Origin of the sequence: Rhodoferax saidenbachensis (assembly GCF_001955715.1) — a bacterium.
In the GTDB taxonomy this organism is placed as follows: Bacteria; Pseudomonadota; Gammaproteobacteria; order Burkholderiales; family Burkholderiaceae_C; genus Allorhodoferax; species Allorhodoferax saidenbachensis.
Genome location: NZ_CP019239.1, coordinates 1,085,497 through 1,106,213 on the forward strand (window position 1 = coordinate 1,085,497; position 20,717 = coordinate 1,106,213).

At 59.3% G+C, this 20,717-nt stretch carries 17 protein-coding genes and 3 tRNA genes; 16 read left to right on the plus strand and 4 right to left on the minus strand.

Annotated features, from left to right (window positions below):
• Positions 1-19: 19 nt before the first annotated feature.
• The 5 genes from RS694_RS05200 to RS694_RS05220 are packed head-to-tail and all read left to right on the plus strand — an operon-like array spanning position 20 to position 7,990.
• Positions 20-1,630 (plus strand): type I restriction-modification system subunit M, encoded by a 1,611-nt coding sequence (locus RS694_RS05200; protein WP_051391696.1) that lies wholly within the window; start codon positions 20-22, stop codon positions 1,628-1,630.
• Entirely contained in the window at positions 1,623-2,750 is a 1,128-nt protein-coding gene (locus RS694_RS05205; RefSeq protein WP_051391695.1) for a virulence RhuM family protein, read from the plus strand. Before RS694_RS05200 ends, RS694_RS05205 begins: the two co-directional genes overlap by 8 nt.
• Complete coding sequence (locus tag RS694_RS05210; protein WP_076069995.1) at positions 2,740-3,942, plus strand: restriction endonuclease subunit S; 1,203 nt, start codon at positions 2,740-2,742, stop codon at positions 3,940-3,942. The genes RS694_RS05205 and RS694_RS05210 overlap by 11 nt, the downstream gene beginning before the upstream one ends.
• Complete coding sequence (locus RS694_RS05215; protein ID WP_029706153.1) at positions 3,939-7,238, plus strand: type I restriction endonuclease subunit R; 3,300 nt, start codon at positions 3,939-3,941, stop codon at positions 7,236-7,238. Before RS694_RS05210 ends, RS694_RS05215 begins: the two co-directional genes overlap by 4 nt.
• A 2-nt stretch (positions 7,239-7,240) precedes the next feature.
• Complete coding sequence (locus tag RS694_RS05220; protein ID WP_029706152.1) at positions 7,241-7,990, plus strand: M48 family metallopeptidase; 750 nt, start codon at positions 7,241-7,243, stop codon at positions 7,988-7,990.
• A gap of 73 nt (positions 7,991-8,063) precedes the next feature.
• Here RS694_RS05220 and argG read toward each other — a convergent pair whose 3' ends face one another.
• The 4 genes from argG to RS694_RS05240 all read right to left on the minus strand — a co-directional run bounded on the left by argG (position 8,064) and on the right by RS694_RS05240 (position 11,573).
• Positions 8,064-9,395, minus strand: coding sequence for an argininosuccinate synthase (argG, locus tag RS694_RS05225; protein WP_029706151.1), 1,332 nt, complete (start codon positions 9,393-9,395; stop codon positions 8,064-8,066).
• 141 nt (positions 9,396-9,536) lie between these two features.
• Complete coding sequence (gene ppnP / locus RS694_RS05230; RefSeq protein WP_029706150.1) at positions 9,537-9,863, minus strand: pyrimidine/purine nucleoside phosphorylase; 327 nt, start codon at positions 9,861-9,863, stop codon at positions 9,537-9,539.
• 187 nt (positions 9,864-10,050) lie between these two features.
• Positions 10,051-10,410, minus strand: a complete 360-nt coding sequence (locus RS694_RS05235) for an ArsC family reductase (RefSeq protein WP_029706149.1) — start codon at positions 10,408-10,410, stop codon at positions 10,051-10,053.
• An 11-nt stretch (positions 10,411-10,421) separates the two neighbouring features.
• On the minus strand, positions 10,422-11,573 hold the full coding sequence (locus tag RS694_RS05240; protein WP_076069434.1) for a PAS domain-containing protein: 1,152 nt from the start codon (positions 11,571-11,573) through the stop codon (positions 10,422-10,424).
• Between the two features lie 176 nt (positions 11,574-11,749).
• On the opposite strand from RS694_RS05240, the gene folC reads away from it, so the two are divergent.
• From folC to RS694_RS05295, 11 genes are all read left to right on the plus strand, one after another.
• On the plus strand, positions 11,750-13,072 hold the full coding sequence (gene folC / locus RS694_RS05245) for a bifunctional tetrahydrofolate synthase/dihydrofolate synthase (RefSeq protein WP_029706147.1): 1,323 nt from the start codon (positions 11,750-11,752) through the stop codon (positions 13,070-13,072).
• An 11-nt stretch (positions 13,073-13,083) separates the two neighbouring features.
• Positions 13,084-13,875, plus strand: coding sequence for an SPOR domain-containing protein (locus RS694_RS05250; RefSeq protein WP_029706146.1), 792 nt, complete (start codon positions 13,084-13,086; stop codon positions 13,873-13,875).
• A 15-nt stretch (positions 13,876-13,890) separates the two neighbouring features.
• Positions 13,891-14,376, plus strand: a complete 486-nt coding sequence (locus RS694_RS05255; RefSeq protein ID WP_029706145.1) for a CvpA family protein — start codon at positions 13,891-13,893, stop codon at positions 14,374-14,376.
• A 14-nt stretch (positions 14,377-14,390) separates the two neighbouring features.
• A complete protein-coding gene (gene purF / locus RS694_RS05260; RefSeq protein WP_076069438.1) occupies positions 14,391-15,893 on the plus strand; it encodes an amidophosphoribosyltransferase in 1,503 nt (500 codons plus the stop codon).
• 8 nt (positions 15,894-15,901) lie between these two features.
• Complete coding sequence (locus RS694_RS05265) at positions 15,902-17,116, plus strand: O-succinylhomoserine sulfhydrylase (protein ID WP_029706143.1); 1,215 nt, start codon at positions 15,902-15,904, stop codon at positions 17,114-17,116.
• A 2-nt stretch (positions 17,117-17,118) separates the two neighbouring features.
• Positions 17,119-18,519, plus strand: coding sequence for a glutamate--tRNA ligase (gltX, locus tag RS694_RS05270; protein ID WP_076069441.1), 1,401 nt, complete (start codon positions 17,119-17,121; stop codon positions 18,517-18,519).
• A gap of 62 nt (positions 18,520-18,581) precedes the next feature.
• Positions 18,582-18,657 (plus strand) — tRNA-Ala (locus RS694_RS05275).
• Between the two features lie 32 nt (positions 18,658-18,689).
• Positions 18,690-18,765 (plus strand) — tRNA-Glu (locus tag RS694_RS05280).
• A gap of 95 nt (positions 18,766-18,860) precedes the next feature.
• A tRNA-Asp gene (locus tag RS694_RS05285) sits at positions 18,861-18,937 on the plus strand.
• Positions 18,938-19,087: 150 nt separating this feature from the next.
• Complete coding sequence (locus RS694_RS05290) at positions 19,088-19,624, plus strand: hypothetical protein (protein WP_051391693.1); 537 nt, start codon at positions 19,088-19,090, stop codon at positions 19,622-19,624.
• Between the two features lie 277 nt (positions 19,625-19,901).
• On the plus strand, positions 19,902-20,405 hold the full coding sequence (locus RS694_RS05295) for a hypothetical protein (RefSeq protein ID WP_152528759.1): 504 nt from the start codon (positions 19,902-19,904) through the stop codon (positions 20,403-20,405).
• The last annotated feature ends 312 nt before the right edge of the window (positions 20,406-20,717 follow it).

Here is a 20,717-nt window from a genome sequence, read left to right on the forward strand (position 1 = left end):
GCCTAAAAATAAGACCGCTATGAACGACACCACTACAACCCAAACCTCCTTGGCTTCTGCAGTCAGCCAAGACGAAATCAACGCTGCAGTTTGGGCCGCGTGCGATACCTTCCGTGGCACCGTGGATCCCAGCATTTACAAGGACTTTGTCCTGACCATGCTGTTCCTCAAATACGTGTCCGATGTCTGGCAAGACCATTACGACACTTACAAAAAGCAATACGGCGACCACCCCAAGCTGATTGAAGAAATGCTCAAGAGCGAGCGCTTTGTATTGCCACCCAGCGCCAGCTTCTACGCCCTACACAGCCTGCGTCACAGCCCCGGGAATGGCGAACGCATCGACAAGGCCCTGCACGCCATTGAAGAAGCCAACATCACCAAGCTGCGCGATGTGTTTCAGGACATCAGCTTCAACCAGAACAAACTGGGCGATGAGCAACAGAAGAACGACATCCTGCGCCACCTGCTGGAAGACTTTTCCAAGCCAGCGCTGGATCTGCGCCCCAGCCGCGTCGGCCAGTTGGATGTGATTGGCAACGCCTACGAATACCTCATCAAGAACTTTGCCTCCACCAGCGGCAAAAAAGCCGGTGAGTTCTACACGCCACCCGAGGTGTCATCACTGATGGCGCGGCTGATGAACCCGCAAGAGGGTGATGAGATTTGCGACCCCACATGCGGCTCAGGCTCCCTGCTTATGAAATGCGGTCGCTTGATTCGCGACAACACGGGGTCCCGCAAATACGCGCTGTATGGGCAGGAAGCCATTGGCAGCACCTGGGCGCTGGCCAAGATGAACATGTTTTTGCATGGCGAGGACAACCACCGCATTGAGTGGGGTGACACCATTCGCAACCCCAAGCTGCTGGAGGGAGATGCACCTTCTTATGATTTTTTTGCTGCGGCGCGAGGCGTGAAAAAGCCGCCTGCAGCAGCGCCTGCCAAACTCCTAACGCTCAAGCATTTCGACATCGTGGTGGCGAATCCGCCCTTCAGCCTGGAGAAGTGGGGTCACGAAGGGGCAGAAGCTGACCAGTACAGCCGCTTCCGCCGTGGCGTGCCTCCGCGCACCAAGGGTGACTATGCCTTCATCCTTCACATGATTGAAGTCATGAAGCCCGGCACCGGGCGCATGGCGGTGGTGGTGCCACACGGCGTATTGTTCCGTGGCGCAGCAGAGGGGCGCATTCGCCAAAAGCTGATTGAAGAAAACCTGCTGGACGTGGTGATTGGCCTGCCAGAAAAACTGTTCTATGGCACCGGCATTCCAGCCGCCATTCTGGTGTTCCGCAAGAACAAGACGGACGACAAGGTGCTGTTCATCGATGCCAGTCGTGACTTCGAAGCAGGCAAGAACCAGAACTACCTGCGTGAGTCCGACCTGCAACGCATCCTGAGCACTGCATTCACACGGCAGGGGTCAGATAAATACGCCCATCTGGCCACCCCCGCCGAGATTGCTGAGAACGACTTCAACCTCAACATCCCGCGCTATGTGGACACATTCGAGGAAGAGGCGGAGATTGACCTCATGGCCGTGCGCAAAGAGCGCGAGCAACTCAAGGCCGAGTTAGCGACCCTGGAGGCACAGATGGCCGTGTACTTGAAGGAGTTGGGCTATGAGTAAGCGCGAGAGTGCCGGGAGCAAATCCGCTGGCAAGGCTTCAACGCCTGCGCACAATATCACCCGCTCATCGGCAGCCGAATACCTGACCTTTGTTGCGGCTGCGGGTAAGGGCGGCGTAGAGGCCATCTACGCCGACGAAAACGTCTGGCTGACGCAGAAGATGATGGCGCAGCTCTATGACGTGAACGTCCGTACAGTCAACGAGCACCTCAAGAAGATCTTCTCGGACAGGGAGCTGTCCGAAGATTCAGTTATCCGGAAATTCCGGATAACTGCCAGCGACGGCAAGACATACGACACCCAGCACTACAGTCTGGCCGCCATCATCGCTGTCGGCTACAAGGTCAACTCCGAGCGTGCGGTGCAGTTCCGCAAATGGGCCAGCGCCATCGTCGAGTCCTTCACCATCAAGGGCTTCGCGATGGACGACGAGCGTCTGAAAAACGACGGCTCGGTACTCACCAAACAATATTTCGAAGAGCAACTGCAGCGCATCCGGGAAATCCGGCTTTCCGAGCGCAAGTTCTATCAAAAAATTACCGACCTCTATGCCACGGCCATTGACTACGACAGCCAGGCCCAGGCCACCCAGCGCTTTTTTGCCACCGTGCAAAACAAGCTGCACTGGGCCATCCACGGGCAGACAGCGGCCGAGGTCATCTACAGCCGCACCGACGCGAGCCAGGACCACATGGGGCTTACCTCCTGGAAGGATGCCCCCGCCGGCAAGGTCCAGAAATTTGACGTGGTCGTCGCCAAGAACTACCTGACGACCAGCGAACTGGCGCAACTGCAGCGCCTGGTGTCCGCCTACCTCGACGTGGCCGAAGACATGGCGCTGCGCCAGATCCCCATGACCATGCAGGACTGGGAGACGCGCCTGAACCGCTTCATCACCGCCACCGACCGGCAGGTGCTGCAGGATGCCGGTCAGGTTACGGCAGAGATTGCGCGAGCCCACGCCGAGAGCGAATTTGAGAAATACCGCATCGTGCAGGACCGCCTGTACCAGTCTGACTTTGACAGACTGTCGGCAGGAAGAAGCGAGATGGGCGTGACGCCCTTGGTCGAAGTGGAGCCGCTGCCGACGAAGAAGAAAGGTGGGCGTGATGCTTCCTAAGGATTGGCAACGCAGCACGATCGGGGATTGCACCAAGCTCCTTTCCGGCAATACCCCGAGTAAAGAAAATCCAAACTACTGGTCTGGCGACTTTCCATGGGTGACCGTGAAAGACATGAAAACGCCTTGGCTCCACAAGACCGGCTTAACTCTCACCCTGTCGGGGAAGGCCGCGGCATCGATCGCACCCGCAAATTCAGTGTTGGTTGTGACACGTGGAATGGCATTGCTGAAGGATCTCCCTATCAGTCTTGCCATGCGAGATGTTGCTTTTAACCAAGACATCAAGGCGATTGTTCCCAAGGACTGCTTGGACGCACGATTTTTTGCATACCAACTACAGAGCAAAAAGCATGTCGTTCTAGGCATGGTCGATACGGCGGGTCACGGCACGGGGAAACTCGATACAGACTTGTTGAAATCCGTCGATGTGGTGTTACCCCCGCTTCCGGAACAACGCCGCATCGCCAAAATCCTCTCCACCTGGGATCAAGCGATCGCCACCACGGAGCAGTTGCTATCCAATAGCGAACAGCAGAAGCTCGGATTAATGCAAGGATTGCTACTTGGAAAAATTCGAGTGAAAGGGGACACCGAAGGTTGGAAGCAGCATGCACTCGGCGAAATATTTTCAGAGCGAGTTGAGTCAAGCCGAGATGGTTTACCGCTACTTTCCATTACACGGGACCAGGGTGTCATTCCGCGAGAAGATGTAGGACGAAAGGACACTTCAAATGAAGACAAGTCGAAGTATCTGAGGATCTGCGCCGGCGACATTGGCTACAACACCATGCGAATGTGGCAAGGTGTCTCAGCTGTCTCCAGGCATGAAGGAATCATCAGCCCTGCATACACGGTCATAACACCAAGTGCTTTGATTGACGGGACGTTTGCGTCCTACCTCTTTAAGTCTCAGTCGCTCATCTTCCTCTTCTACCGCCATTCGCAAGGGCTTGTTTCAGATACGTGGAATCTAAAATTCTCTCACTTCGCGAAGATCAAGATTCGAATTCCAGGCGTCCAGGAGCAGCGCAGCATTGCAGCCGTCCTAGAAAAAGCCGATCAGCAGATCGCAGTCATTCGGGACCAATTGGCGGTGCTTCGCCAAGAAAAGGTGGCTCTTATGTCCCAACTCCTCACCGGCAAGCGTCGCGTCAAGCTGCCAGAAGCTGAGGCAGAGGCGCAGGCATGAACACCACGCCCAACTCCCGCGAGCAATACAGCACCCACATTCCCGCGCTGCACCTTCTGTGCAACCTAGGCTGGAACTTCATCTCCACCGCGCAAACTCTGGCCATGCGTGGCAGCACACGTGAGGTGCTGCTCAAAGGCCGCTTGATCGAGGTCTTGCAGACCCGGCGCTATGAATACAAGGGCGAGTGGTACCCGCTGTCCCCCAGTGGCATTGACCAAATCGTGCGCGAACTATCAGCGCTGAGTTTGGCCGAAGGCTTGCTACCTGCCAACGAGCGGCTGTATGGCAAGCTGGCTTTGGGCATCACCGTAACCGAGTTCATGCCCGATGGCAAGAAGCATCAGCCCACGATTCATGTGATCGACTGGGTGGACACAGCGGCCAACCGCTGGGATGTGACGGAAGAACTGGAGGTCTTGGCTGCGCAAGGCACGCACACGCGGCTACCGGATGTGGTTTGTTATGTGAACGGCATACCGCTGGTGGTGATCGAGGCCAAGCGCCCCGAATCATCGGGCGGCAGCAACCCGGCCAAGGCGATGGTGGAAGAAGGCATCAGCCAACACCTGCGCAACCAGCGGCCAGACGAAATTCCCAACCTGTTTGCCTATGCGCAGTTGCTGCTGTCCATCAGCCAGACCGAAGGGCGCTATGGCACCACACACACGGCTGCCAAGTTCTGGGCCAAGTGGCGGGAAGAAGAGTTTGACGAAGCACAGATCAGCGCCTGGAAGAACGCCGCGTTGCAGCCGGGCACGCGTGCTGCGTTGTTCGAGGGAAAGCCAGCAGCTTTGGCGGCTTACTTTGATTCCCTGTGGGCGCAAACCATGCAGCCCACCGACCAGGATCGCTTGCTGGCCAGCCTGTTGACACCGGCGCGGCTGCTGGAGTTTTTGCGCGGGTTTGTGCTGTTTGACCGCAAGGTCGGCAAGATCGTCGCGCGCTACCAGCAGTTCTTTGGCATCCGCGCGCTGCTGGACCGCATTCGTCAATTGCGGCCGGACGGTGGGCGGCAGGGCGGTGTGGTGTGGCACACCACGGGTTCGGGCAAGAGTTTCACCATGGTGTTTTTGACCAAGGCCTTGTTACTGGTGGATGCCCTCAAGGAATGCCGCGTGGTGGTTGTGACCGACCGGATTGACCTGGAAGGGCAACTGTCACGCAACTTCATATCGAGCGGTGCATTTGGCTCCGCCATTGCCATCAAGAAAGACGGTGAAAAGAGCCGGGCTTTGTCGGGCCGCGATCTGGCCAAGCGCATTGGCGGCGGCACGGAGCGCATCTCTTTTACCTTGATTCACAAGTTCAACACGGCATCCAAGTTGCCCGAGTGCCGCAATGACTCGCCCAACCTGATTGTGTTGGTGGATGAGGGGCACCGCAGCCATGGCGGCGAGACGCATGAGCGTATGAAGAAGGCCTTGCCCAAGGCCGCCTACATCGCTTTCACTGGTACGCCCTTGTTGAAAAATGAAAAGACTGCCAATAAGTTTGGCCCCATCGTCCATGCGTACACCATGCAGCGCGCCGTGGAAGATGAAACGGTGGCCCCGTTGCTGTACGAAGAGCGGGTGCCCGAGCTGGACATCAATGAAGAGGCGGTCAACCGCTGGTTTGAAAAAATCACGGCCAACCTGAGCGATGCGCAGCGCACCGACCTGAAACGCAAGTTTGCGAAAAAGGGTGCTATCTACGGTGCTGCCAATCGCATCGAGCTGATTGCCTGGGACATTGCCACGCACTTCAGCGAAAACATCAAGGGTTTGGGCACGGGCTTGAAAGGGCAGGTGGCCACCGACAGCAAGCTGGATGCGATTCGCTACAAAAAGGCCTTGGATGACACGGGGCTGGTAAGCAGTGTCGTCATTATCTCGCCGCCCGACACGCGGGAGGGCAATTCTGACGTAGACGAAGACAAGCTGCCGGAGGTGCAAAAGTGGTGGAAGCAAAACATGGCTTCCTATGCTGACATGGAAGCCTACGAGAAGCAGGTCGTCAGCGACTTTGGTACGGACGGGGCGCCGGACTTGCTGATCGTGGTGGACAAGTTGCTGACCGGGTTTGATGAGCCCCGCAATGCGGTGCTGTACATCGACAAACCGCTCAAGGGCCATAACCTGATTCAGGCCGTGGCGCGGGTGAATCGCCTGCACGACGCCAAGCGCTATGGCGTGCTGGTGGACTACCGGGGCATTTTGAAAGAGTTGGATACGGCTATTCGCGCCTACCAAGACCTGGAGACTCGTACCCAGGGCGGTTTTGATATGGCGGATATTGAGGGGCTGTACCAGCAGTTCAGCACCGAATACAAGCGCCTGCCCGCCTTGCATGACCGCCTGTGGTCGTTCTTCAAGAGTGTGGAAAACAGGCTGGACCGCGAGCAATACCGACAGGTGCTGACGCCCAAGTTTGTCAAAGGCGTGGATGGGGAAGACTATGACGAACGCCAGAAGCTGCGTGACGACTTTTATGAAGCGCTGACCGCTTTTGGCCTTTGTCTGCAGACCGCGCTTTCTTCGCGCAGCTTTTTTGAAGACAAAAGTTTTTCAGAAAATCTGATTGCACGTTACAAGTCTGACCTTGGCTTCTTTTCAGAACTGCGGCAGACGGCCCGACGCGACGCCATGGAAACGGTGGACTACAGCACCTATGAAGAGCAAATCCGTAAGCTGGTGGACAAACAAGTCATTGGCACCGAAGTGCGCGAGCCCCAGGGCGTGTACATGGTCCACCAGTTGGGCAAGGCAGAAGATCCTAAAGATTGGTCCGAAGAAAAGACGCGCAACGAGACGGACATGATCCGTACCCGCTTGCGCAAAACCATTGAACAGGAACTGGCGGGCGACCCCTACGCACAGAAGGTGTTTGGCGAGTTGCTGAAACAAGCCATTGCTGAAGCCGAAGCCATGTTTGACCATCCGCTCAAGCAGTACGCGTTGTTTCAGGAGTTTGCACAGAAGCTGGAGGTGCGCGCAATTCCTGGCGTGCCCGATGCACTAGCAGACAGGCCGCATGCCAAGGCATATTTTGGTGCGATGCGTCTGGTCTTGGGTGATGAGGCCCTTGCGGGTCTTGGCAAAGAGGCGCACGACACATTGGTCGATCAAGCCGTCGCCATGGACGCCATGGTGCGGGATGCAGTTGCCGAAAACTCGCTGAATCCGCAGAACATCGAAGCCGCAATTCGCAAGGGCTTGTTGCCTTTGTTGTTTGGCACGCTGGGTTTGGACAATGCGAAGCTGGTGGTGGAGCAGGTCATTCAGATCACTCGCGTTGGCTTGAGCAAGTCGTGAACATGCTGGTATCTGAGCGCTTGTCCCAGCATCACCTGAGCTACGGGGACGAGGTCATCGCCTTCAGTTTGCGCCGCCAGCCATCACGGACGGTGACGCGCGTGGCGATTCATGTGGAGCCGGATGGCCGCGTACTGGTGGATGCGCCAGATGCCGCGCCTTTGAGCACGGTATTGGCCGCCGTGAAAAAACGGTCTCGCTGGATCAGTCAGCACGTTGGTGCGGCGAAGCAGCGGTTAGCTCACCTACTCCCACGCGAATACGTCAGTGGCGAGTCGTTGCACTATCTGGGGCGGCGTTATCGGCTGAAGGTGTTCGCACAGGCCAAGGCAGCACCCCAGGTTCGCATGCGCGGGGCTTTTGTTGTCGTGACGGTGCCAGAGCGCTCACCAGCCATGGTTCGGACCGCGTTGGAGGCATGGTATCGCTTGCGTGCCCGTGAACTGTTTGCTGATCGCCTCGCCGCTGTGGCGGCGCCACTGCGTTGGGTGAAGCAGCTTCCCCCCACGCGTCTTCAGTTCATGACAGTGCAGTGGGGAAGTTGTTCGCCGTCAGGCCGCATTACGCTGAATCCGCTGTTAGTCAAAACACCGCGCGAATGCATTGACTACGTTTTGCTGCATGAGTTGTGTCATTTGCTGCACCACAACCATAGCCCCAAGTTCTATGGAGCACTGGATAGGCACATGCCGCGTTGGCGTGAGGTCAAGGTGAAGCTGGACAACATGGCGGAAGATGTTTTTCGGGTGTGAAACCGCAAGAGATCGGCCGCCAAAAACAAAGCCCGCTTTCGCGGGCTTTGTCTTGTGGGAAGTCGGAATTGGCTTACTTACCCAACTTTAGGAAATCCTCACCCTTGCCCAGCTCCAGCATCCCGGCGTTGGAATAGACCTGCAGCTTGGCACGTGTATCGGTGATGTCCAGATTACGCATCGTCAGTTGCCCAATACGGTCCAGCGGCGAGAACGGCGCGTCTTCCACCTTTTCCATGCTCAGGCGCTCAGGCGCGTAGGTCAGGTTGGGGGATTCGGTGTTCAAGAGCGAGTAGTCGTTGCCGCGGCGCAGTTCCAGCGTCACGGTGCCGGTGATGGCGCTCGCGATCCAGCGTTGGGCGGTTTCGCGCAGCATGATGGCCTGGCTGTCGAACCAGCGGCCCTGGTACAGCAGGCGGCCGAGCTTCTTGCCGTTCATGCGGTATTGCTCGATGGTGTCTTCGTTGTGGATGCCGGTGACCAGGCGCTCGTAGGCGATGAACAGCAGCGCGAGGCCCGGGGCTTCGTAGATGCCGCGGCTCTTGGCTTCGATGATGCGGTTTTCGATCTGGTCGCTCATGCCCAGGCCGTGGCGGCCGCCGATTTCGTTGGCCTTGAGGATCAGGCTCACGAGGTCGGGGTATTGCACGCCGTTGAGCGCGACGGGGCGGCCTTCTTCAAAGGTGACGCTGACTTCTTCGGCCTTGACCACGCAGTCGTCTTTCCAGAACGGCACGCCCATGATGGGGTTGACGATCTTGATGCCGGTGTTGAGGTTTTCCAGGTCTTTGGCTTCGTGCGTGGCGCCCAGCATGTTGCTGTCGGTGCTGTAGGCCTTCTCGGCGCTCATCTTGTAGCCAAAGCCGTTGGCCGTCATGAACGCGCTCATCTCAGAGCGGCCGCCCAACTCGTCGATGAACTGCTGGTCCAGCCAGGGTTTGTAGATCTTCAGCGCGGGGTTGGTCAGCAGGCCATAGCGGTAGAAGCGCTCGATGTCGTTGCCCTTGAACGTGGAGCCGTCGCCCCAGATGTTCACGTCGTCCTGCTTCATGGCCGACACCAGCATCGTGCCGGTCACCGCGCGGCCCAGCGGCGTAGTGTTGAAGTAGGTGACGCCAGCGGTGGTGATGTGGAACGCGCCGGACTGCAGCGCGGCAATGCCTTCAGCGGCGAGCTGCGGGCGGCAGTCCACCAGGCGGGCCTTGATGGCGCCGTATTCCATGGCCTTGCGCGGGATCTCGTCGTAATCCGCTTCGTCGGGCTGGCCCAGGTTGGCGGTGTAGGCGTAGGGCAGGGCGCCCTTCTGTTTCATCCACAACAGCGCGGCGCTGGTGTCCAGGCCGCCGGAGAACGCGATACCGACCTTTTGGTTGGCGGGGATGTTTTGCAGAATGGTGTTGGACATGAAATGTGCCTCTAGCCCGCGTGGAGTGTGCGCAAGCAGCTATTAAATTAGGAGTGGTTGTGGAGGGGGTGACCGTTCGCCCTGAGCTTGTCGAAGGGCTGGCAGGGCTTCGACAGGCTCAGCCCGAACTGAGGTTGGGTCTTAGCCAAAGTGACAGATGTAGTGATAAGCCTCAAAGCCCTCGGTCACGCGGATCTGGAACTTGGCGTTGCTGGGCACGCTGAATTTTTGGCCTTCACCGGAGGTGACCCATGCGTCGGTGCCGTCCAGTTGGTAGTCGCAGCTACCGCCCACGCATTCCATGATCTCGGGGGCGCCGGTGTTGAAGGTCAGCGTGGCGGGCAGGATCACGCCCACCGACTTCTTGGTGCCGTCGGCCAGGGTGAAGCCGTGGCTGACGCACTTGCCGTCAAAGTAGACATTGGCCTTGGTGGTAACGGTGACGCCGGGGATCTGGGTGGTGGTCATGGTGCGAGGGAAGGGTAGGAGGGGGAAACCCGCAATTTTAGGGCTTTGCGGATCCAATCCGTTCGCGTTGAGCTTGTCGAAACGCAGCCCAGACAAATCCAGGCCTTGTGGAAGGCTTCGACAGGCTCAGCCCGAACGGGGCGGGGGGAATGTTGGTGCGCGCTACTCCGGCCGAACGGATATGGGCTCAGACGGGGCGCCCGGCGAAGCTTTCCGGGCTGAAGCCCACGGTCACGCTGCCATCGCGCCACACCACCACCGGGCGTTTGATCACGCTGCTGTGTTCCTGCATCACCGCCATGGCGGACGGCGTGTCCACCACGCTGGCTTGGGTGGCGTCGTCCAGCTTGCGCCAGGTGGGGCCTTTGCGGTTGATCAGCTTGTCCAGGCCCACGGCGTCTATCCAGCCGGGCAGCAGCGCGGTGGGGACGCCTTGCTTTTTGAAGTCGTGGAAGCTGTAGTCAACGCCTTGCGCTGTGAGCCAGTCGCGGGCTTTTTTGACGGTGTCGCAGTTGGGAATGCCGTAAAGGGTAATCATGGGCGGCATTGTAGGGATGGCTAATGCACCGACGGCAAGCCCGAGCGGCTATCGGCCCACAGTGACAGGCGCGCGTCGGGTTCGCGGTCTGTCACGTCAACCAGCGCCGCAATGGTGCCGAGCTGGGCACCGCTGCGGTTGAAAAATGGTGCCCGGAAATAGAGCATGTAGCGGGTCTCGCCGTTGACATAGAAACGGTGAACCTCTTGCTTTGTGGCCTTGAGGCTGCCCTCTTCTTCGGCGGTGGTGATGTCAATGACGTTGTCTTCCAGGTCATCGAATTCACTCGGCATCGGGTTGCCGATCGCCACCTCTGCAGGGATGCCGAACATGCGCTCCCAGGCGGGATTGACGACAAGGCAGATGTCGCGCGCACTGCGCACAAAAACCGGCAGTGGAAACGCGTCCACCAACTGGCGGGTGAAGTACAGCTGGTCGGCCTGCTCGGCTTCGGAGTTCTGCAGCGACGTGATCAATTGCTGGATCTGGGTGGCCATCGCATTGAAGGTCTCGGCCACGGTCTGCACCTCCAGCGTGCCCTTCACCTCCATGCGCGTATCCAGAAAGCCGCTCTGGAACGCCACCGTGGCGTCGGACAGCCGACTCAGCATGCGCGCGTTGGCGCGCAGCAGCAGCGTGAGGGCGACGAAGATGGTGACGATGTTGAGCGCGGAGATGCCGATTTGCGAGGCCACCACGTTCCAGATATCCGCCAGCGAAGCGTCTGGCCAGACGGCGACGGTGAAGACCGCCTGTTGCCCATCGGCCAAGGTCGTGCTGAATTGCTTTTCAATGCGCTCGGTATGCGCCAGGGACGCAAACCATTGCGGCACGGCGGGGGGCGGCAGAGCAGGGCTTTTGGCGGTGACGGTGAACGCGCCAGCCTGCCACACCATGCCCGCCAGCCCGGGCGTGAACTGGAGCGTTTCGTCCAGCTTGCTTTGAATCGCCTGCGCATCGCCCGGCGCCCGGCGCAACTCGGGCAGCAGAAAGAACCCCATGCGGTTGATCTCGGTCACCCAGCGCTTTTGCGCCTCTTCCACTTCAGACGCAATGAGGAAGTGGTAACGCGTCAGCACGGCCAGCAGAATCAACAACACGATAGGCACGTACAGCCGAGGGTAGGTGCCCTTGGACAGCCAGGTGCGGAGGTTGATTTTGGACGCGGCCATGATTTTGGGATGACGCGCGCATTTTCTGCCCAAATGTGCCGGAGCGCCATAGCGAAATTCCAGGGGTTGTGGCGCGCTTTCGCCCGCTGACGGCGGACGTGTGCCTACGCCTGGCCCAGAAGGGGAGTGCCCCTACGCGCCACCTATGCCGAGCGCTAAGCGACAATCCCCCCGCCATGACTGCCAACTACACCACGCTTGACGAATGGCTCGCCCACTGCGAGCGCCTCCACCCCCTCGGCCAGCAGGGCATTGAACTCGGTCTGGAGCGGGTCGGCGCCGTCGCCCAGCGCCTGGGCCTGCGGTTTGACTGCCCGGTAATCACCGTGGCCGGCACCAACGGCAAGGGCTCCACCTGCGCCATGCTCGAATGCATCCTGGGCCAGGCGGGGTACAAGACCGGGGTCTACACCTCGCCGCATCTGGTGCACTTTGAAGAGCGCATGCGCCTTCTGGGCGAGGCTGCACCTGCTAGCAAATTTATAGCTGCTCTCGCAGACGTGGAGGGGGCTAGAGGCCAAAATGGCTCTGAAATCTCGCTCAGCTACTTCGAATTCACCACCCTGGCCATCCTGCTGGCCCTGTCCCGCGAGGGGCTGGACGTGGTGATTCTGGAGGTCGGCCTGGGCGGGCGGTTGGACGCGGTGAACATCATCGATGCCGACTGCGCCGTCATCACCAGCATTGACCTGGACCACATGGAGCTTCTGGGCAACACCCGCGAGGCCATTGGCCGCGAGAAGGCCGGCATCATGCGCACCGGCCGCCCCGTCATCGTCAGCGACCCCATGCCGCCGCAAAGCGTGCTGGACCACGCCATGGAAGTGGGCGCTGACCTGTGGCAGGTGGGTAAGGATTTCAACGTGTCTGGCGACAAGCAGCAATGGGGCTGGGCCGGGCGCGGGCGGCGCTACAGCGGCTTGGCCTACCCGGCGCTGCGTGGGGCCAACCAACTGGTCAACGCATCGGGCGTGCTGGCCGCGCTGGCCGCGCTGCGCGACAAGCTGCCGATCACCGCCCAGGCCGTGCGCAACGGGCTGGCGTTTGTGGAGCTGCCGGGGCGTTTTCAGATCATTCCCGGCCAGCCCACGCTGGTGCTGGACGTGGCGCACAACCCGCATTCCGTCGCTGCGCTGGCGGCCAATCTGGACGCTATGGGCTTCTTCCCCACCACCCATGCGGTGTTTGGCGCCATGGCCGACAAGGACCTGGCGCCCATGTTTGCCAAGGTCGGGCCCATGGTGGACCGTTGGTATTTCACCGATTTGCCCACGGCCCGTGCGGCCAGCGGCCAGGACTTGCAAACCCGGTGGCAGGCCCAAAATACCCGCAAGGATGTGGCTGCGCAGGCGTGCGCAGACCCCATGCAAGCCCTGCATGCGGCCATGGCTGCGGCAGACCCCGCTGATAGAATTGTCGTCTTTGGGTCGTTCTACACCGTGGGTGGCGTGCTGATAGAAGGCGTACCCCGGCTGCAAGCCAAACATCTGAACTCCTGAGTCACCCATCCATGCCATTTTTCAAGTTTCGCAAAGGCGGCGACGCGCAACCTGCCCCCGCACCGGCACCCGAGAGCGTGGAGGCTTTGCGCAGGCGAGCCCGCCACCGCCTGATTGGTGCGGCTGTTCTGGTGCTGATGGGGGTGATTGGCTTCCCGCTGGTGTTTGACAACCAGCCGCGCCCGATTGACGTAGACATTCCCATCGAGATTCCGGACCGCAACAAGGTCAAGCCGCTGGGCGCCGCGCCCGCACCGGCTCCCTCGGCACAAGCCAGTGGCGCGGTCGATGCGCCCCCGGCCGCTACGGCTGCAGCGACTCCTGCTGCCCCTGCGTCTGCCGCACCGCCCGCGCGCGTGGCGACAGGTGTGGTTTCTCCCGCGCCTGCCCCCAAACCAACTGTCGAGGCGGCCAAACCTGCGCCCAAGCCAGAACCCAAACCGGTTGAGAAGCCGGCCGAAAAAGTGGCCGAAAAGCCCGCTGCCAAGCCAGACGACGGCGCCAAGGCCCGTGCCTTGCTCGATGGCAAGGAGGCTGCTGCCAAACCCGCCAGTTCCGCCTCTGCCGCAGCCACAGGCCGCTTTGTGGTGCAGGTGGGCGCCTACGCCGAAGTGACCAAGGCGCGTGAAGCGCGCATGAAGGTCGAGCGCGCTGGCCTGAAAACCTATACCCAGGTGGTGCAGTCCTCCGAAGGCAAACGCATCCGGGTGCGCGTGGGACCGTTTGAAAACAAGGCGGCTGCCGACAAGGCGGCCGACAAGATCAAGAAGCTGGACTTGCCCGCCGCGATTCTGGAACTCTAGAAGCGGTCTGAGACCATGCCCGCTCTGGACTGGATTTTTATAGGCGTGCTGCTGTTCTCCCTGTTGTTGGGAGCGTGGCGCGGGCTGGTGTACGAAGTGTTGTCGTTGCTGGGCTGGATTGCGGCGTTTGTGCTGGCGCAATGGTTTGCGCCCGATGCCGCGCGGTGGCTACCGATGTCGGGCGCCACAGAGCCCATCCGTTATGCGGCCGGTTTTGTGCTGGTGTTTATTGCCACCGTGTTTGCCTGCAGCGTGCTGGCGTTTGTGATCAAGAAGCTGATGGCTGCCGTGGGGCTGGCCCCTGCAGACCGCGTGCTTGGTGCCGTCTTTGGCCTGTTGCGCGGCGTGATCATTCTGCTGGCCGTGACGGTGGTGGTGGGCATGACGCCCCTGCACACGGCAGATTGGTGGCAAGAGGCCGCAGGGCCCAAAGTTGCGACGGTGGTAGTGCAGGGCATCAAGCCCGTACTGCCGCAGGAATTCGGAAAATATCTACCTTGAATGAGTAACAAACCATGTGCGGAATAGTCGGCGTTGTCAGCAACGCACCGGTCAATCAGTTGATTTATGACGCTCTGCTGCTGTTGCAGCACCGCGGGCAGGATGCAGCCGGCATCGTGACCCAGCAGGAGCGCAAGTTCTTCATGCACAAGGCCAAGGGCATGGTGAAGGATGTGTTCCGCACGCGCAATATGCGCAGCTTGCTGGGCAACTGCGGCCTGGGCCAGGTGCGTTACCCCACGGCGGGTAACGCTTTCAGTGAAGAGGAGGCCCAGCCCTTTTACGTGAACGCGCCCTTCGGCATCGTGCTGGTGCACAACGGCAACCTCACCAACGCCCATGCCCTGAAGGCCGAGCTGTTCAGTACCGATCACCGCCACATCAATACCGAGAGCGACTCCGAAGTCCTGCTCAACGTGCTGGCGCACGAGATCGAAAAAACCACGCGTGGTCTGCCGCTGCAGCCGCTTGACATCTTTGCCGCGGTGCGCAACGTGCACAAGCGCGTGAAGGGTTCGTACGCCGTGATCGCGCTGATCGCTGGCCACGGCGTGCTGGCGTTCCGCGACCCGTTCGGTATTCGTCCCCTGTGCATAGGCAAGAACGGCGACGGCCAGGTGATGGTGGCCAGTGAGTCCGTGACGCTGGAAGGGACCGGTTTCCAGTTTGAGCGCAATGTGTTGCCCGGCGAGGCTGTGTTCATTGATCTGCAGGGCAATGTGCATGCCCAGCAATGCGCCGATGCGCCTGTGCTCAACCCCTGTATCTTTGAATTCGTCTACTTGGCCCGCCCGGATTCGGTGATGGACGGCATCTCGGTGTACCAGGCGCGTCTGAATCTGGGCGAGGCACTGGCCAAGCGTGTGATCTCCACGGTACCGCCGAACGAAATTGATGTGGTCATTCCGATTCCCGAATCCAGCCGCCCCAGCGCGGCACAACTGGCGCAACTGTTGGGTCTGCCGTACCGCGAAGGGTTTGTGAAGAATCGCTACGTGGGCCGCACCTTCATCATGCCCGGCCAAGGCGTGCGCAAAAAGTCCGTGCGCCAGAAGCTCAACGTGATCGCCAGCGAATTCAAGGGCCGCAATGTGCTGCTGGTGGACGATTCCATCGTGCGCGGCACCACCAGCCGCGAGATCGTGCAGATGGCGCGTGACGCCGGTGCCCGCAAGGTCTACCTGGCCAGCGCCGCGCCACCCGTGCGTTACCCCAACGTGTACGGCATCGACATGCCTACCAGCAGCGAGCTGGTCGCACACGACCGCACGGTGGACGAGATTCGCGAGATCATCGGTTGCGACGCCCTGATTTACCAGGACGTGGATGGCATGAAGAAGGCCATTGGTTCGCTGAACAAGAAGCTGGTGGGTTTTGACGCCTCCTGCTTTGACGGCGTGTATGTCACCGGGGATATCACCGCAGGCGACATTGAGCGCCTGAATGAAAACCGGGTGGGCGGCGAAGAAGGGCAGGAGGACACCTCCCGCCTGGCGCTGCCCAACCACGTGGATTGAAACCGCCTATGACACAGAAGCAACTCCCCCCCGGGCTGCACCCGGACACCCTGGCCGTGCGCTCGGGCGCGGATCGTAGCCAGTATGGCGAAAATTCCGAAGCCCTGTACCTGACCAGCGGCTACGTGCAGCCTGATGCTGCCTCCTCCGCACGCCGCTTTGCGGGCGAGGAAGAGGGCTACACCTACGGCCGCTACGGCAACCCCACCGTCACCAGCTTCGAAGAGCGCCTGGCGGGCATGGAGGGCGCAGAGGCGGCCATTTCTTCGGCTTCGGGCATGTCGGCCATTTTGATGATGTGCATGGGCCTGCTGCAATCGGGTGACCATGTGGTGTGCTCGCAGTCCATGTTTGGCTCCACGATCAAGCTGATCGGCTCGGACCTGGCCAAGTTTGGTGTGCAGTCCACCTTTGTCTCGCAGACCGATGTGGACGCCTGGAAGGCGGCCGTGCGGCCCAACACCAAGCTGCTGTTTGCCGAAACCCCGACCAACCCGCTGACCGAGGTGTGTGACATCGCTGCGCTGGCGGATATCGCCCACGGCGCGGGCGCCTTGCTGGCCGTGGACAACTGTTTTGCCACACCCGCCTTGCAACGCCCGATGCTGCTGGGTGCGGACATCGTGATGCATTCGGGTACCAAGTTCCTCGATGGCCAGGGTCGCGTGATGGCCGGTGCGCTGTGTGCCAGCCAGCAACTCGTGACGGAAAAGTTTTTGCCCATCCTCAAGAGCGGTGGCATGACGCTGGCGCCCTTCAACGCCTGGGTGGTGCTCAAGGGCATGGAAACACTGGGCATCCGTATGCGCGCCCAATCCACCAGTGCGTTGGCACTGGCGCAGTGGCTGCAAGAGCAGCCGCAGGTGGAGCGTGTGTATTACCCGGGGCTGGAAAGTCATCCGCAGCATCGCCTGGCCATGGCGCAGCAAGGCGGGCAGGGCGGTGCCGTGTTGTCGGTGGCCATGAAAGCGGACAGCCCGGAGCAGGCGCGCGCGCGCGCCTTCCATGTGCTGGACTCCATGCAGGTGTTGTCGCTGTGCACCAACCTGGGCGACACCAAGACGCTGGCAGCCCATCCGGCCAGCACATCGCACGGTCGCCTGACCGAAGTGCAGCGCCAGGCCGCAGGTGTGACACAAGGGCTGATCCGCTTGAGTGTGGGCCTGGAACACCTGGATGACATCAAGACTGATTTATTGCGCGGGCTGAGCAGCCTGCATTGAGAATGACAAAAATACGTACGCGCATTGCGCCCTCTCCCACCGGTTTTCTGCATCTGGGCACCGCCCGTACCGCTTTGTATTCCTGGGCCTATGCCCGCCACTTTGGTGGCGAGTTTGTGCTGCGTATTGAAGACACGGATGTGGCCCGTTCCACACAGGATTCGGTGGACCAGATCCTCGCCTCCATGCAATGGCTGGGACTGGAGTACGACGAAGGCCCGATTTACCAGATGCAGCGGCTGGACCGCTACAAGGTGGTGGTCGATCAAATGATCGCGGAGGGCAAGGCCTACTACTGCTACAGCACGCCGGAAGAGCTGGACGCTGTGCGCGAAGCCAAGAAGGCGCGCGGTGAAAAGGCGCTGTACGACGGCACCTGGCGCCCCGCGCCCGGCAAGACCTTGCCGCCCGTGCCCGAAGGCGTGAAGCCCGTGGTGCGTTTCTGCAATCCGCAGGACGGCGACGTCACCTGGAACGATCTGGTCAAAGGCCCCATCACCATCAGCAACCGCGAGATCGATGACCTGATCATCGTGCGCACCGATGGCATTCCCACCTATAACTTTGCGGTGGTGGTGGACGACTGGGATATGCAGATCAGCCACGTGTTTCGCGGCGACGAGCACATCAACAACACGCCCTGGCAAATCAATATCTTCAACGCGCTGGGCGCAGCGTTGCCACAGTTTGGCCATTGCCCGGTGATTTTGGGTGACGATGGGCAGAAGCTGTCCAAGCGCCGCGGCGCGGTCAGCGTCACCGCCTATGAAGACGGCGGCTACCTGCCCGAAGCCATGCTGAACTATTTGGCCCGCTTGGGCTGGAGCCACGGCGACGAAGAGCTGTTCACGCGTGAGCAACTGGTGAGCTGGTTTGATGGCACACACTTGAACAAGAGCCCCGCGCAGTGGGACCCGGCCAAACTGCTGTGGGTCAACGCGCAGTACATCAAGCAAGCGGATAACCTGCGCTTGGCGAAGCTGGTGGCCGCGCAACTGGTGAAGCTGGGTGTCACGTTGTCTGCTGAAACCATCGAATCCCATTTGCCACTGGTCTGCGCCTTGTTGAAAGACCGCTGCGACACCACGGTGGCTTTGGCTGCCTGGGCCGCGAAGTTCTATGCAGATGTGGTGGTCGATGCGGCAGAGAAAGCGCAGCACGTCACCGATGCAGTCAAACCCGCCATCGCCATGCTGCGTGAGAAGCTCTCCACCACGGCTTGGGACAAGGCCAGCATTGCGGCGGTCATCAAGGAAGTATTGACCGCCAACGGTCTGAAGATGCCGCAATTGGCCATGCCGGTGCGTGTTTTGGTGGTGGGTACACCCCAGACGCCATCGCTGGATGCGGTGCTGGAATTGTGCGGACAAGAAAAAGTCATCGAGAGGTTGGCCAAGGTTTGATTTTTCAGGTTATAATTTGAGGCTCGGAAATAAGATGACTTGTAAGAGTTGTCTTCGGTTTAGGGGGTATAGCTCAGCTGGGAGAGCGCTTGCATGGCATGCAAGAGGTCAGCAGTTCGATCCTGCTTACCTCCACCAAAATTTCTGAGAACGGATTAGTCCAAGGTTTTGACCCCATCGTCTAGAGGCCTAGGACATCACCCTTTCACGGTGAGTACCGGGGTTCGAATCCCCGTGGGGTCGCCAAGATTTATCGCAAGATAATCGAAGCGCAAGTTGGTAACAGCAAGTCCGAAAGGGTTTGCGACTTGGCTCGCAAGAGCAAATGGTTACCGCTACCAGGAGTGGTAGTTCAGTTGGTTAGAATACCGGCCTGTCACGCCGGGGGTCGCGGGTTCGAGTCCCGTCCACTCCGCCAGTTATGCTTGTAAGTTGTTGATTAATAAAAGTTTTTCACTTTATCAGTTTTCAACTAGCAAAGCAACTATCAAAAAGCCACTGCGGTTTCGCAGTGGCTTTTTTCTTTCATGGTTAGGCGGGACGTCCATTCACAAGCTAGGCTTTGAAGATGGACAAGTTCAATCAAATTTTCATTGAAGGCACAGCGAAAGTCGCAGCCGACTACATGCAGCTTCCGGTTTCAGGCATGGAAAACCCGATCTATCGGGAGCGTGTGTATTGCTATGAGCTCTACCACCAACTGCGCAGTCGATGGCCGCCCAATTGCGATTACTCACTCGGTGGCGAGGTAGACAAGAAAAGTCACCCTCTCATACGTGGCAATAATCTGGATAACGTGAAGCCTGATTTGCTCGTCCACCGGCCGGGTGACATGGGCGGAAACTACGCCGTCATTGAAGTCAAACCTGTGTCAGCTAGTAATGCTGGTCTTAAAAAAGATCTAAGAACGCTTACAGCGTTTCACCGATACGGTGAGTACGCGCGAACTCTACTGCTTGTATACGGTAATGCTGCGGATATTGAGCCTTTGCTTCAGCGGGTGCAAATAATGGCTCACCAGGACAACGGGGAAAACATCGATGTTGCCTGTGTTGAGATATGGTGGCACCGTCTTGCGGGGCAGCCAGTAGAACGCGTTGGATGACAAGGCTTGAGAGTTGAAAAATGCGCTGCCTGGCAAAGTCATATAGTCACCCCCTAGTCAAAGCAGGCGGCTAAAATTTAGTTGTCGAATCAAACTTTCGCACACCGAACGGCAAGATTCGACCCAAGCCCAAAACGGCACAGCCAGACGCGAACTGAGGCCCAGCCCTCACCACTCGCAGACTCGAATCCCTTTCCTCTTTCAGTTTTTGGATTCCACCAATCCCGGTGTGGCTGCCGCATGGACGCTTGATTTCAACCTAACCAGGAACGAGACCATGGCAACTTCAAAATCCGCAACTCATACCGGCCTCCCCGAAGGCTTTGAATCCCCTCTCAAGAGGGTCGCAATGGAGGAGCGCTGTGATGACATCATCGCGTCGATAGCCACGCTCAGTCAAAAATCCTTGGCCGATGTCCACAAGATGGCCGCGCAACTTGGCGTCCCAGCGGTAGGGCCGTACTTCATTTACGAATCCAAGATTGCCGCCATTCTTATCAACCTTGCGGGCCTTGTCGCCACAAGTTACAAAGAGTTCAGTTCATACGGAGAACTTGGCAACGCGTCTATCTTGCTTGTTGACTACGACGAGATCACAGAAATGGGGCGTCACGTAGTTTTCGTACGTGTTCCTGGTCAGAAGGGCTCACCCGAATGGAGCTACATCATTGATGTGGGCAACTGGATCGAACCCGAATATCACTACACCACGGCGCTGAACAAGTACAAGCCCGCGTACTTCATCAACGTCACGCCTCGGCCGCAGGCCAAAGGCAAGTAAGGGTGTTGCCTGCGGAACTGATCGGAGCCAAGGTCAGGCACGTCATGGTGCACGACGTCAAGGTGATGCATTTGGCCGATGGAGCCATGGTGCAACGTTATGGGGCGGTGGACATATGGACCGAAGGCGATGCCATCGTGCTTCGCTCTTCACCGCTGTACAGGTGCCCGCCCCTGTCCTCGGGTATGGCGGGCAGGGCGTCAACCGGCGCTACGGTCACAGTCTGTTCCCATGAGGAAGCTGATCACCTATCGAGCAGACTGAGCCCACGCTGGGAGCCCATGATGATGCACAGCCAAGTGATCGCAGCAT

Excerpts from the sequence above, each read along its gene's own strand:
- folC (WP_029706147.1), top strand. The coding sequence starts at position 11,750 with ATGACTGCCAACTACACCACGCTTGACGAATGGCTCGCCCACTGCGAG.
- RS694_RS05215 (WP_029706153.1), top strand. The coding sequence starts at position 3,939 with ATGAACACCACGCCCAACTCCCGCGAGCAATACAGCACCCACATTCCC.
- RS694_RS05265 (WP_029706143.1), top strand. The coding sequence starts at position 15,902 with ATGACACAGAAGCAACTCCCCCCCGGGCTGCACCCGGACACCCTGGCC.
- RS694_RS05205 (WP_051391695.1), top strand. The coding sequence starts at position 1,623 with ATGAGTAAGCGCGAGAGTGCCGGGAGCAAATCCGCTGGCAAGGCTTCA.
- RS694_RS05235 (WP_029706149.1), bottom strand. The coding sequence starts at position 10,410 with ATGCCGCCCATGATTACCCTTTACGGCATTCCCAACTGCGACACCGTC.
- gltX (WP_076069441.1), top strand. The coding sequence starts at position 17,119 with ATGACAAAAATACGTACGCGCATTGCGCCCTCTCCCACCGGTTTTCTG.
- RS694_RS05210 (WP_076069995.1), top strand. The coding sequence starts at position 2,740 with ATGCTTCCTAAGGATTGGCAACGCAGCACGATCGGGGATTGCACCAAG.
- RS694_RS05220 (WP_029706152.1), top strand. The coding sequence starts at position 7,241 with ATGCTGGTATCTGAGCGCTTGTCCCAGCATCACCTGAGCTACGGGGAC.
- argG (WP_029706151.1), bottom strand. The coding sequence starts at position 9,395 with ATGTCCAACACCATTCTGCAAAACATCCCCGCCAACCAAAAGGTCGGT.
- purF (WP_076069438.1), top strand. The coding sequence starts at position 14,391 with ATGTGCGGAATAGTCGGCGTTGTCAGCAACGCACCGGTCAATCAGTTG.
- RS694_RS05255 (WP_029706145.1), top strand. The coding sequence starts at position 13,891 with ATGCCCGCTCTGGACTGGATTTTTATAGGCGTGCTGCTGTTCTCCCTG.
- RS694_RS05295 (WP_152528759.1), top strand. The coding sequence starts at position 19,902 with ATGGCAACTTCAAAATCCGCAACTCATACCGGCCTCCCCGAAGGCTTT.
- RS694_RS05200 (WP_051391696.1), top strand. The coding sequence starts at position 20 with ATGAACGACACCACTACAACCCAAACCTCCTTGGCTTCTGCAGTCAGC.
- RS694_RS05290 (WP_051391693.1), top strand. The coding sequence starts at position 19,088 with ATGGACAAGTTCAATCAAATTTTCATTGAAGGCACAGCGAAAGTCGCA.
- RS694_RS05250 (WP_029706146.1), top strand. The coding sequence starts at position 13,084 with ATGCCATTTTTCAAGTTTCGCAAAGGCGGCGACGCGCAACCTGCCCCC.
- ppnP (WP_029706150.1), bottom strand. The coding sequence starts at position 9,863 with ATGACCACCACCCAGATCCCCGGCGTCACCGTTACCACCAAGGCCAAT.
- RS694_RS05240 (WP_076069434.1), bottom strand. The coding sequence starts at position 11,573 with ATGGCCGCGTCCAAAATCAACCTCCGCACCTGGCTGTCCAAGGGCACC.